General features: G+C 72.9%; 13 protein-coding genes. 6 read left to right on the plus strand and 7 right to left on the minus strand.

The features are described 5' to 3' along the window. Positions 1-256 precede the first annotated feature (256 nt). The gene (locus tag ABZZ04_RS04230; RefSeq protein WP_356930631.1) at positions 257-1,576 is read left to right on the plus strand and encodes a SpoIIE family protein phosphatase; all 1,320 of its coding nucleotides are present in this window, start codon (positions 257-259) and stop codon (positions 1,574-1,576) included. 38 nt (positions 1,577-1,614) lie between these two features. Here the strand turns inward: ABZZ04_RS04230 and ABZZ04_RS04235 are convergent, their stop codons facing one another. The 4 genes from ABZZ04_RS04235 to ABZZ04_RS04250 form a co-directional block, all read right to left on the minus strand. Next, positions 1,615-1,947: a DUF2516 family protein gene (locus ABZZ04_RS04235; protein ID WP_148837158.1), complete on the minus strand. Its 333-nt coding sequence runs from the start codon at positions 1,945-1,947 to the stop codon at positions 1,615-1,617. 148 nt (positions 1,948-2,095) lie between these two features. Further along, a complete protein-coding gene (locus ABZZ04_RS04240; protein WP_356930632.1) occupies positions 2,096-2,803 on the minus strand; it encodes a hypothetical protein in 708 nt (235 codons plus the stop codon). Positions 2,804-2,845: 42 nt separating this feature from the next. Beyond that, complete coding sequence (locus ABZZ04_RS04245; protein WP_356930633.1) at positions 2,846-3,358, minus strand: helix-turn-helix transcriptional regulator; 513 nt, start codon at positions 3,356-3,358, stop codon at positions 2,846-2,848. Positions 3,359-3,495: 137 nt separating this feature from the next. Next, positions 3,496-3,717: a hypothetical protein gene (locus ABZZ04_RS04250; RefSeq protein WP_356930634.1), complete on the minus strand. Its 222-nt coding sequence runs from the start codon at positions 3,715-3,717 to the stop codon at positions 3,496-3,498. A gap of 172 nt (positions 3,718-3,889) precedes the next feature. On the opposite strand from ABZZ04_RS04250, the gene ABZZ04_RS04255 reads away from it, so the two are divergent. Then, positions 3,890-4,510, plus strand: coding sequence for a TetR/AcrR family transcriptional regulator (locus ABZZ04_RS04255; RefSeq protein WP_356930635.1), 621 nt, complete (start codon positions 3,890-3,892; stop codon positions 4,508-4,510). A gap of 113 nt (positions 4,511-4,623) precedes the next feature. On the opposite strand, the gene ABZZ04_RS04260 is transcribed toward ABZZ04_RS04255, so the two are convergent. Beyond that, on the minus strand, positions 4,624-5,490 hold the full coding sequence (locus ABZZ04_RS04260; RefSeq protein ID WP_356930668.1) for a peptidoglycan-binding protein: 867 nt from the start codon (positions 5,488-5,490) through the stop codon (positions 4,624-4,626). Between the two features lie 572 nt (positions 5,491-6,062). Between ABZZ04_RS04260 and ABZZ04_RS04265 the strand changes: the two genes are divergently transcribed. From ABZZ04_RS04265 to ABZZ04_RS04275, 3 genes are all read left to right on the plus strand, one after another. Further along, positions 6,063-7,151: a MerR family transcriptional regulator gene (locus tag ABZZ04_RS04265; protein ID WP_356930636.1), complete on the plus strand. Its 1,089-nt coding sequence runs from the start codon at positions 6,063-6,065 to the stop codon at positions 7,149-7,151. Positions 7,152-7,278: 127 nt separating this feature from the next. Then, the gene (gene galE / locus ABZZ04_RS04270) at positions 7,279-8,301 is read left to right on the plus strand and encodes a UDP-glucose 4-epimerase GalE (protein ID WP_356930637.1); all 1,023 of its coding nucleotides are present in this window, start codon (positions 7,279-7,281) and stop codon (positions 8,299-8,301) included. Between the two features lie 74 nt (positions 8,302-8,375). Further along, positions 8,376-8,897, plus strand: coding sequence for a DUF2199 domain-containing protein (locus tag ABZZ04_RS04275; protein ID WP_356930638.1), 522 nt, complete (start codon positions 8,376-8,378; stop codon positions 8,895-8,897). 96 nt (positions 8,898-8,993) lie between these two features. Here ABZZ04_RS04275 and ABZZ04_RS04280 read toward each other — a convergent pair whose 3' ends face one another. Next, complete coding sequence (locus tag ABZZ04_RS04280) at positions 8,994-9,677, minus strand: TetR family transcriptional regulator (protein ID WP_356930639.1); 684 nt, start codon at positions 9,675-9,677, stop codon at positions 8,994-8,996. A 19-nt stretch (positions 9,678-9,696) separates the two neighbouring features. Next, positions 9,697-10,467: a TetR/AcrR family transcriptional regulator gene (locus ABZZ04_RS04285; protein ID WP_356930640.1), complete on the minus strand. Its 771-nt coding sequence runs from the start codon at positions 10,465-10,467 to the stop codon at positions 9,697-9,699. Positions 10,468-10,614: 147 nt separating this feature from the next. Here ABZZ04_RS04285 and ABZZ04_RS04290 point away from each other — a divergent pair. Beyond that, the coding region (locus tag ABZZ04_RS04290; protein WP_356930641.1) for a hypothetical protein at positions 10,615-10,813 on the plus strand (199 nt) is incomplete at its 3' end.

The following is a 10,813-nucleotide window of genomic DNA, read 5'->3' on the forward strand; positions in this document are numbered from 1 at the left end:
CCGTCCTCACCGGGGTGACCCGCGCCACCCGCCCCGGCGCCGCCACGTGACCTTTGTCATGCCCCGGCACCCGCGCGCTCACCGGCACTTCTCGCCGGATCCGTGACATGACGCGGCTTATGGCTGTGCGTGTGACGGCAACCGCACCCGGAACGCCATTCCTTTCCCGTACCGAGGACCGCTATCGTCCCCGTCTGGCGGGTCGTCGATCGGCGCTCCGCCGCGCCCTCGGGGGGAGGGAAGGAAAACCGAACCAATGCCCGTATCCATACCGCAGCAATGCGAGGCCACCGCTGCGGACGCCTCCTTCGGCTCCGACCTCGTCCTCCTGGTCATCGGGGACGACCCGGCGGGCACCTTCACCGTCCCCGAGCTCCCGGCCGCGGCCGGCACGCGGATCCGCATCCGCACCGCCCGCAACCTGACCGAGGCGGGCCGGCTGCTCACGGACGACGTCGACTGCGTCCTGCTGGACCTGGCCCTGCCCACCGGCAGCGAGACCCGTGCCGCCGCCTCCGGGGCGGGGGACCCCGCGGGCCCCGACGAGCTCGCCGCGCTCCGGCACGTACTGCGGATCGCACCGCGCCACGCCGTGCTCGCGCTCACGGCGGAGGACGACGCCGAACTGGCCGCCGAGGCGGTACGGGTCGGCGCCCAGGACTACCTCTGCCGCGACGACCTGGACGGACGGCTGCTCAGCCGCGCCATCCGGTACGCCGTCGCCCGCAAGCGCGCCGACGTCGCCCAGCGCCGGCTCACCGAGTCCACGCTGCGCGCCCAGGAGAACGCCCGGCTCGAACGCGGTCTGCTCCCCACTCCCCTACTCGAAGGCTCCGACCTGCGCTTCGCGGCCCGCTACCGGCCCGGCCGCAGCCGCGCGCTGCTCGGCGGGGACTTCTACGACACGGTCCGCACGCCCGACGGCACCGTCCACGCGATGATCGGCGACGTCTGCGGGCACGGCCCCGACGAGGCCGCGCTCGGCGTCGAACTCCGCATCGCCTGGCGGGCTCTGACCCTGGCCGGGCTGTGCGGCGACGACCTGCTCTCCACCCTCCAGCAGGTCCTGGAGCACGAGCGGGAGAGCGAGGAGATCTTCGCGACGCTCTGCACCGTGGACATCGCCCCCGACGGCCGCCGCGCCGGCCTCTGCCTGGCGGGCCACCCGGCCCCGCTCATCGCCAGGCAGGGACGGGCCGCGCGCCTCCTCCCGTACGAGGACGGCGGCCCGGCGCTGGGGCTGCTGCCGCACGCCCGCTGGCCGCGCCGGCAGGTGGACCTCGGCGGCACCTGGAGCCTGATGATGTACACGGACGGGCTGATCGAGGGGCGGGTCGGAACGACCGGCACCCAGCGGCTCGGCCAGGACGGCATGGTCTCGATGATCAACCGGCAGCTGGCGGAGGGGCTCACCGGCGAGGAGCTGCTGGACGCCGCGGTCACGCAGGTGCGGGAGCTGAACGGCGGCGAGCTGACCGACGACGTCGCGGTCCTGCTGCTCGACCGCGACCAGGACCGCCTCGACCGGACCCCCGGGAGCGACCGGAGCCGGAGCGTCGCGCGCCCCCGCCCCTGATCGTCGTCGTCCACGGCGCCGACGGGCGCCGTGGACGCTCAGCGTCCGCCGTTGTAGGGCCCGTACGGGCCGTCGCTGCTGGAGCCGCCCCGCCGTCCGCCGCCCGAGACCGCCTGCAGCGCGGGCCGTACGTCCACCAGGAAGACGATGGACGCGACCGCGCCCGCCAGCTGGAGGAACAGCATCGGCACGAAGAGGTTCACGGCGACGGCGATGCCGAGAATGATCAGCCAGAAGGACTTCTTCTGCTTGTCCGCGGCCCGGTAGGCGTCCTCACGGGCCATCGCCGCCATGACCAGCGCGACCACGGCCAGGACGAGCATGACCATGTAGAGCAGCCAGACGAATGTGCTGAATCCTGTGAGCAACATGGTGTGTGCACCGCCTAATCAAATGGATGAGCGCCTCGCGGCCAAGGTACCGGGACGAAGGGCCGGGCACCCCTGAAGGTGCCCGGCCCACGCTCCCCCACACCCCTCGGCGTCCGGCAACCGTCACGGGGCCGGGACGCCGCGGGTGCTACTTCGCGCTCGGCGGGGTGGTCTTCTTCGCGGCGGGCTTGCGCGCGGGCGCCTTCTTCGCGGGCGCGGCGGTACCGCCCTGCGCACCGGCGGTCTTCGGGACGGCCTTCGCCGCCGGCCTCGGGGCGGGCTTCGAAGCGGGCTTCGTCGCGGGCCGCGAGGCGGACGGCGCCTTCGCCGTGCCCGTGGCCTTCGCCGTCCCCGTCCCGTTGGCCGGCTTCGCCTTCGTGGTGTCCGCCGGGCGGGACTCCCTGCGCGGCTCGACGACGACGGCGATCTCGACGATCTCGTCGGCCGTCTCGCCGCGCCAGTTCTTCACGGTCTGCTCGCCGCGCTCGGCGACCTTCTCGTACGCCTCGCGGGCCCGCACCGCGTACTCGGCGGCCACGCCCAGGCTGCGCAGGGCCAGGTCCTGGGCGTTCTCGCCCAGCTTCCGCAGATCGCTGTCGAACGACCCGATCACCTCGGTGACCTTGGCCTGCACGGTGGCCTGCGCCTCCTTGGCCTGCGAGGTCACCTTCTCCTGCACGACCTTGGGGTCGGCGTTGCGCACGGCCTCGATGCGCTCGGGCGCCTCGGCACGCAGCTGCTCGATCAGCGCCGGGACCTTGCGCGCCTGCTCGACGGCGAGATCGGCCGTACCGGCGGCGAAGTAGAGGGGGGTCGGGTCGGTGAGGGTCTTGCGCAGGTCATCGGTGATGGCCATGACTGTGGTCCTCCCGGATCATCAGGCTCGGTGTGAGGGTTTTCAGGGCTTGGAAGCCGTATCGGCGCCGTTGCCGCCGGTCGCGCGGGAACCGTCGGCGTCCGGTGCGGGCCGGTCGTCGGTGTCCGGTGCGGGCCTCTCGTCGGCCTCCGCCGCGGATGCGTCGCCGGTCACCGGTGCGGCGTCGGCGCCGGCCTCCGGTCCGGGCTCGTACCCGTTCTCCTTGCGGAAGGAGTCGTAGATCTGCAGCAGAACACTCTTCTGCCGCTCGTTTATGGAGGGGTCGGCCAGAATCACCGCCCGTGTCTCCAGCTCCTCCCGCTCCCGCTCGTCCAGGATCCCGGCCCGTACATAAAGGGTCTCGGCCGAGATCCGCAGCGCCTTGGCGACCTGCTGCAGCACCTCGGCACTCGGCTTGCGCAGCCCGCGCTCGATCTGGCTGAGGTAGGGATTGGACACTCCGGCGGCGTCGGCGAGCTGCCTCAGCGACAGCTGCGCCGTACGCCGCTGCTCGCGCAGGTACTCACCGAGATTGCCGACGTTGAGTGATGCCATGCCCCGATGGTGCGCCACCCTTGCTAACTTTTGCAAGCAGGCGCTTGCAAAAGTGCGCCACACCACTCGTCCGGCCGGTCGGGAAGGGCCGGGCGGGTGCCCTGCCCCCGGCCGGGACACCCGGTGCGGCCGGCCCGTCAGCCGCGGCGGCCGGACGCCCTCGCGGCGCCGCGGGCCCGGCTCGCGACGATCGCGCCCGCCACGGCGGCGAGCGCGTGGACGGTGACGCCGACCGCGAACCCGCCCGGCAGCCGGCCGAGCAGGCCGGCGTCGTCGTGATCGACGAGTCGGCGGATCGCCCCCTGCGCCCCGAGCACGAGAAGGGCCACACCCAGGCCCTGAAGAATGTCGTACTTCATGTGATGCCTTCCCGAATCCCCGGATCCCCGGAACGCCGCAACGTCACGGCGCACAATGCCGCCGCCGCACGGAAACGCCACGTCAGAGGCGGTTACAATGCACTTGCACTGTAATGCGTCGGGCAGCGGGTTGCAATGCAACCGCATGGCAACGAGTGGGGAAGGAGGCGCCGTGCCGAAGGTCGTGGATCATGAGCAGCGCAGGAAGCGCCTGGTCGAGGCGGTCTGGGCGCTGGCGGTCCGGGGTGGCATCGAGCAGGTGACCCTGCGCAAGGTGGCCGACGAAGCGGGCGTCTCCATGGGGCAGGTGCAGCACTACTACTCGTCGATGCAGGCCCTGATCCGCGACGCGCTCGACCGGGCCACCCGGGCCGTGAACGCGAGCATCGAGGAAGCGGTGCGCACGGCCGGGGCGACGGACCCGGAGACCGTCCTCCGTGTCTGCCTCCACGCCCTGGTCGGTCCGGACGAGGTCGGCACGCGGCTCATGCGGTTCTCCCTGGCGGCGGCCGGGCGGGCCGTCTCCGACCCGACGACGGCCAGCGTCCTCGCCCCGGGCGACGACGAGCTGATCTCCTTCACCGCCGGGCTCATCGCCGCGGCCCGGCAGGAGCGGGGCGGCGGGCCCGGCGGCTCGGAGCGCGTCGACGCCGACATCTGCTGGTCGCTCGCCACGAGCCTCGGGGTGGACGTCGCCCTCGGATACCGCACACCGGACGCCGCCGCGCGGGTGCTCGACCACCACATCGACCAGGTCCTCGGACCGGACCGGCGCGGGGCGGCAGCGGTCTGAGACGACCCCTCTTCCCCCTCCGCCCGCCGGGCGCCCCCGCTTCTCCGCGTACTCGCCGCAAAGCCGTGGGGGCGGAACCGTCGACCCGGCCCCGCCCCCACGTGTTCACACCGTCAGCCGACGAGGGCCTCCCAGGTCTTCGGACCCGCCTGGCCGTCGACGACCAGACGGTTGACGCTCTGGTAGGAGCGGACCGCGGAGTTGGTCGCCGAGCCGAAGCCGCCGTCGACGGCGAGGCCCGCACTGTGCTTGTTCAACGCCGTCTGGAGGGCGCGCACATGCGATCCGGAGCTGCCCTTCTGGATCGTGTAGACCAGCTTCGCCCAGGTCTTCGGGCCGACCTGGCCGTCCGCCACCAGCCCCTTGGAGGACTGGAACTTCTTGACCGCGGCGACCGACACCGAGCCGTAGTTGCCGTCGGCGGTCAGCGCCCTGCCGCGCTGGGTCATCAGGTACTGGACGACCTTCACGGTCGCACCCGAGGCGCCGGGGTTGATGGACGACCAGCCGCCGCCCAGGTCCACGCCGCGGGCGGCGAGGTAGGAGACCGGGTTGACCGTGGAGCCCAGCCCTCCGCTGTGGGTCTCGAAGTGGAGGTGGGGCCCGGTCACGTTGCCCGTGGCGCCCATGTCGGCGATGCGCTGTCCCGCGGAGACCTTGGCGTTCAGCCCGATCCGGAACACGCTGAGGTGCCCGTAGTAGGTGTACCGGCCGCTGCCGTGCGAGATGACCAGGCCGTTCCCGGAGCGCCCGGACAGGACGTTGCGGCCGCGGCGGATCACGGTGCCGGCGGCCGCGGCGTAGACGGCCGTACCCACCGAGTTGGTGACGTCCTGGCCCGCGTGCGGCAGACCGCCGCGCGAGGCTCCGTAGTGGCCGCCCGCGGGGAAGTAGCCCCGGGCGGGGTTGCACCAGCGGCCGTCCTTGAGTGTCGCCGCCGAGGCCGACGAGGTCAGGGCCGGTACGCCCGTGAGCACCACACCGAGCCCGGCGCCGACACCGAGCAGCAGCTTTCTGCGCGACGGGCCCGTCGGCCGGAGGTCCCGCAGTTCTTCCACCGCACCGCCGGCCGGACCGCACTGCTCACACATGTCCCGTCCTCCTTCATTTCCCGCTGGTCCCGCACCCGTGATCCGGTGGACCACGCATGTCGATTTGGCGAGAGCATGGCAGAGGCCGGAATGGCCCTCCAGGGTCCTGGGGTCCACCTCCGTGGCAGGTACCTGCCGGATGCAACCTCTGTGACCGGGCCGCCGTTTCACGGGCGAAACGACCATCCACGACATCCGTTCGACGCGGGGACGTGTCGGTGCTTTTTCCCCGGTCCCGCGAGGCGGGAGCGGGGGTGCCGGGGCGCACGGTTCCGGTTCGGCGCCGACGCGTGGGCCCGCGGGACGGTCCGGACCCGGGCCCGGGGGCCCACCGGCGCTTCCCGTCTGGGCCCGGCAGGGACGGGCGGGCGACTTCGGGTTCGCGGTTGACCTTCACCCTGGGGGAAGCCACAGCATCGGTGGGGCCGGGCGACGCGTCCGGCACGAGGAAGGACCGGACCATGGGACTGCTGACCATCGGGGCGTTCGCGAAGGCGTCCCGGCTGTCGCCGAAGGCACTGCGCCACTACGACGAACTCGGCCTGCTGACCCCCGCCCGCGTCGACCCGCTGACCGGCTACCGCTTCTACGCGCCGGAACAACTGGACCGGGCACGGCTGGTCGCCTGGCTGCGCCGTCTCGGCATGCCGCTGGCCCTCGTCCGGCACATCGGCACGCTGGAGCCGGACGAGGCGGCCCGTGAGGTCCGCGCGTTCTGGTCCCGGGTCGAGGCCGACACCGCCGCGCGGCGGGACCTGGCCGGCTTCCTCGTCGACCACCTGTCACGGAAGGACCCCGCCATGTCCCCGAACACCCAGCCCCTGGAACTCCGTTACGCCGCGCTCTCCGACACGGGCCTGGTCAGGGAGAGCAACCAGGACACCGTCCACGCCGGATCCCGGCTGCTCGCCGTCGCCGACGGCTTCGGCCGTACGGGAGCGCCCGCGGGCGCCGCGGCCGTCGACGCGCTCAAGCACCTGGAGACCGAGGGCATCCCGGCGGGCGACCTCCTCAACGTCCTGGAGACCGCCGTCGAACGGGCCGGGCGGGCCGTGCACGACGTCGTCGGCGCGGACGCCGCGGCGGAGGCCGGTACGACGCTCACCGCGATGCTGTGGACCGGATCGCAGCTGGCCCTCGTCCACATCGGCGACTCCCGCGCCTACCTCCTGCGCGACGGGGAGCTGTTCCAGATCACCCACGACCACACCGCGGTCCGGGCGATGGTCGACGAGGGCCGGATCACCGAGGAGGAGGCCACCGTCCACCCCCAACGGTCCCTGCTGATCCGGGCCCTGGGCGGGTCGGACGGCGCCGTGCCCGACCTGCGCCTGCACGACGCCCGGGCCGGGGACCGCTACCTCCTCTGCTCCGACGGCCTGTCCGGCGTCGTCCCGGCCGAGGAGGTGCGCCGGGTCGTCACGACGGCCGGCGATCCGGAGCGGGCCGTACGCGAACTCGTCTCCCTGGCCAACCGTTCCGGCGGCCCCGACAACGTCAGCTGCGTGGTCGCCGACGTACTGGAGTCCCGGCCCGAGTCCCGGCAGTGACGACGGGTCCGGTTCCCGGCAGTGGCAGCAACCGGCAGTGACGGCAATCGGTCATGACCGGACCGGGACACAGGCGCCCCCGCCCCGTTCTACGATCGACCGACGGCTCCAGAGAGGCAGGCACCGCATGAAGATCCTGATCGCCGGGGGCGCCGGCTACATCGGCAGCACGGTCGCTTCCGCCTGCGAGGACGCGGGCATCACCCCCGTCGTCCTCGACAACCTGGTGACGGGCAGGCGGGAGTTCACCGCGGGGCGGGCCTTCCACGAGGGCGACATCGCGGACGGCCCGCTGGTCGACCGGATCTTCGCCGAGCACCCCGACATCGAGGCCGTCGTCCACTGCGCGGCCCTGATCGTGGTCCCTGACTCGGTCGCCGACCCGATCGGCTACTACCGGGCGAACGTGGCCAAGAGCCTGGAGTTCGTCGACCACCTCCTGCGCAACGGCTGCACCCGCATGGTGTTCAGCTCCTCCGCCTCCATCTACGCCGCCGCCGAGGACCTGACGGTCGACGAGGACTCCCCCCTCGACCCGCAGAGCCCGTACGCGCGGACCAAGGCGCTGTGCGAGCAGATGTTCGCCGACATCTCCGCGTCCCTGCCGCTGCGGGTGCTGTCCCTGCGCTACTTCAACCCGATCGGCGCGGACCCGGAGATGCGGACGGGGCTGCAACTGCGCCGCCCGAGCCACGCCCTGGGCAAGATGATCCAGGCACAGGAGGAGGGCGTCCCGTTCCGGATCACCGGGACCGACTACCCGACGCGCGACGGCTCCGGCCTGCGGGACTACATCCACGTCTGGGACCTGGCCGCCGCGCACGTGGCCGCGCTCCGCGCCTTCGACACCCTCCTGCCGCCCCCCGGCACCGGCCCCGCGACCGCCCCCGCCTCCACCGTCGTCAACCTGGGCACCGGGACCGGCACCACCGTGCGCGAACTCCTGGACGCCTTCAACAGCGTGATCGACACCCCCGTCCGGGCGGTCGACGCCCCGGCCAGGCCCGGCGACGTCGCGGGGGCGTACACCCGCAGCGAGCGGGCCGGGCGGCTGCTGGGGTGGCGGCCCCGGTACTCGCTGACGGAGGGCATCCGCCACTCCCTGGAGTGGGCCGCCCTGCGCGAGAAGGTGCTCGGCGACCCCTCGTAGACCGGGCCGGGCCGCCCGCGCACCCCTCCGCGATCACGGCACGGCCCCGACGGCGGGTCGTTAGTATCCGGGCCATGGCTATCGACCCCGGATACACCTGCTCCCGCTGCGGCGAACACCACGCGGAACTCCCGATGGGGTACTCGACCATGGCCCCCGACGTCTGGGACGCGCGCCTGGAGAGCGACCCCGACAGCATGCTCTCCTCCGACCAGTGCATCGTCAGACACGAGCACTACTTCATCAAGGGCCTGATCGAGATACCCGTGTTCGGCAGTGCGGAGCCCTTCTCCTGGGGTGTCTGGGTCTCGCTCAGCCGGGAGAACTTCGCCCGTGCCCTGGACGTGTGGGAGACCCCGGGCCGCGAGGCCGAGCAGCCCTACTTCGGCTGGCTGAGCACCGAGTTGGGGCTGTACTCGCCCCGCACCACCAACCTCAAGACGAACGCGCACACCCGCCCGATCGGCCTGCGCCCCCGGATCGAGCTGGAGCCCACCGACCACCCGCTCGCCGTCGAACAGCGCACCGGCATCACGCGCGACCGGGTCCGGGAGATCGCCGAGGCGGTGCTGCACGCCGCCGGCCCCGGCGCCTGACCGCACCGCCGGCCCCGGCGCCCGGACGACCACCGACCCCGGCCCGCGGCACACACCGGCCCCGGTCAATGGCCGGGACGATGCCGCGACGGACCGCTACCGCCGCGCCTCCAGCCCCGACCGCAGCTGCGCGAAGGCGAGTTCGGCCGCCTCGACCGCGGGACCGTACGCCCGGTCCGCGCTCTCCCCGCCGTCGATCCGCCGCCAGTTCTCCAGCCCCAGGATGCGCAGCACGGCGACGATCTGGCCCGCGGCCAGCCTGTCCCCCGTACCGTCGCCCAGCGCACGGGCGAGCGCCTCCTCCGAGCGGCTCTGGTAGGCGTACAGACGCGCCACCAGGGACGGCGTCCCGTACAGCAGCCGTGTGAACGCGACCACCGCGGGCACGTCGCAGAGTCCGGTGACCGGGTCCCGCCGCTCCAGCCCGGCCAGGAAGTGGCGGTGCAGGGCGTCCAGGGGCGATTCGGTGTCCGCACGGGCGGCGACCACCCGGGCCGCCTCGTCCTCGTGGTCGGCGAACCGGTGGAGGGCCAGGTCCTCCTTGGTCGGGAAGTACCGGAACAGGGTCGGCTTGGAGATGTCGGCGGCCGCGGCCACCTCCGCCACCGACACCTTGTCGAAGCCCCGCTCCAGGAACATCGCGATCGCCGCTTCGGAGACCGCCTCGTACGTCAGCCGCTTCTTGCGCTCCCGCAGGCTCATCGGCGCCCCGCCCGCGCCCGCCGCGCCGGTCGCGTGTTCCGCCGGTTCCGGACCGGGCCTCTCTCCGCTCATGACCATGAAGCGTACGCCCCCGACCTCAACCGGACTTGACGTCCACCAGCGCCGCGATCCCGTCCAGCACCCGTTCCAGCCCGAAGCCGAACTCGCGGTCGGACCCGCCCCACACCCCCGGCGCCCCGGACCCCAGCAGCCGGGAGAGGGACGGATGGCGTACGGGGTCGACGAGCCGGTTCAGGGTGCGGTTGTACCCGTCCGTCACCTCCTGCGCCGGGATGCCCCGCACCGCCACGGCCTCGACTAGGTCACCCCTCAGCAGCGCCTCGTTCCGCACGAACCCGCTGACCAGGAGGACGACGGAGGTCTTCTCGTCCGCGTCCAGGCCGGTGCCCTCCAGGCACTGGAGCCCCTGCTCCCACCAGGCGACGGAGTTCGGGCTGACGGGCGGTCCCGGGATCGGGAGGCGGAGCATCCACAGGTTGCGGTGGAAGACCCGGCGCTGCGCGCGGGCCCACTCGGCGAGCGCCGCCCGCCAGCCGGCGCCGCTCTCCAGCGCGGGCAGCGGGGACGGCGGGCCCATCGCCGCATCCTGCATCAGGACGTACAGCTCGTCCTTGGCGGACACGTACCGGTAGAGCGACATCGTCGAGGAGCCCAGGTCCCTGGCGATCCGCCCCATCGAGACCCCGCCGAGCCCCTCGGACGCCGCCACCGCCACCGCGGTGTCCACGATGCGGTCCAGGGTCATCCCGGGTTTCGGTCCCTTGACCGGGCGTTCCCGCAGTCCCCAGGCGACCTCGATGCTGGCCGGCAGATCCGCGCCGTCCGCCGGAGCCTTCGTCTGATTCACCGGAACCCACCTTCCCTCGAACCGTTCCTGGGCACGCGCGATGAGTACGCAGCGCTGGTCAGGGCGAGGACGGCAGGGCACGAACCAGCACGGCCGCCTCGTCACGACACCGGGAGGAAGGTGCAACTCGACGCAAGGTCAACGTACTTGCACCGTCGGCGATCGGCCACCCCCCACATCGCGCCGCACGGGGACGACGGGCGGGCACACGGGCACGCGGACAAGCGGACGGGCGGACACGCGGATACACGGACGGGCGCGCGGGGAAGCCCCCGGCTCCGGGCCGGGAACGAGCGTGCCCGCGAGATCGCCGGGGCGACGCTGGACGAGGTGCGCGGGGCCATGG

It is taken from the genome of Streptomyces sp. NPDC006435 (assembly GCF_040612315.1).
Classification (GTDB): domain Bacteria; phylum Actinomycetota; class Actinomycetes; order Streptomycetales; family Streptomycetaceae; genus Streptomyces.

What these genes read in the sequence shown, in the direction of transcription:
- ABZZ04_RS04230 (WP_356930631.1), top strand. Translation starts at nt 257, where the DNA reads ATGCCCGTATCCATACCGCAGCAATGCGAGGCCACCGCTGCGGACGCC.
- ABZZ04_RS04235 (WP_148837158.1), bottom strand. Translation starts at nt 1,947, where the DNA reads ATGTTGCTCACAGGATTCAGCACATTCGTCTGGCTGCTCTACATGGTC.
- ABZZ04_RS04240 (WP_356930632.1), bottom strand. Translation starts at nt 2,803, where the DNA reads ATGGCCATCACCGATGACCTGCGCAAGACCCTCACCGACCCGACCCCC.
- ABZZ04_RS04245 (WP_356930633.1), bottom strand. Translation starts at nt 3,358, where the DNA reads ATGGCATCACTCAACGTCGGCAATCTCGGTGAGTACCTGCGCGAGCAG.
- ABZZ04_RS04250 (WP_356930634.1), bottom strand. Translation starts at nt 3,717, where the DNA reads ATGAAGTACGACATTCTTCAGGGCCTGGGTGTGGCCCTTCTCGTGCTC.
- ABZZ04_RS04265 (WP_356930636.1), top strand. Translation starts at nt 6,063, where the DNA reads ATGGGACTGCTGACCATCGGGGCGTTCGCGAAGGCGTCCCGGCTGTCG.
- galE (WP_356930637.1), top strand. Translation starts at nt 7,279, where the DNA reads ATGAAGATCCTGATCGCCGGGGGCGCCGGCTACATCGGCAGCACGGTC.
- ABZZ04_RS04275 (WP_356930638.1), top strand. Translation starts at nt 8,376, where the DNA reads ATGGCTATCGACCCCGGATACACCTGCTCCCGCTGCGGCGAACACCAC.
- ABZZ04_RS04280 (WP_356930639.1), bottom strand. Translation starts at nt 9,677, where the DNA reads ATGGTCATGAGCGGAGAGAGGCCCGGTCCGGAACCGGCGGAACACGCG.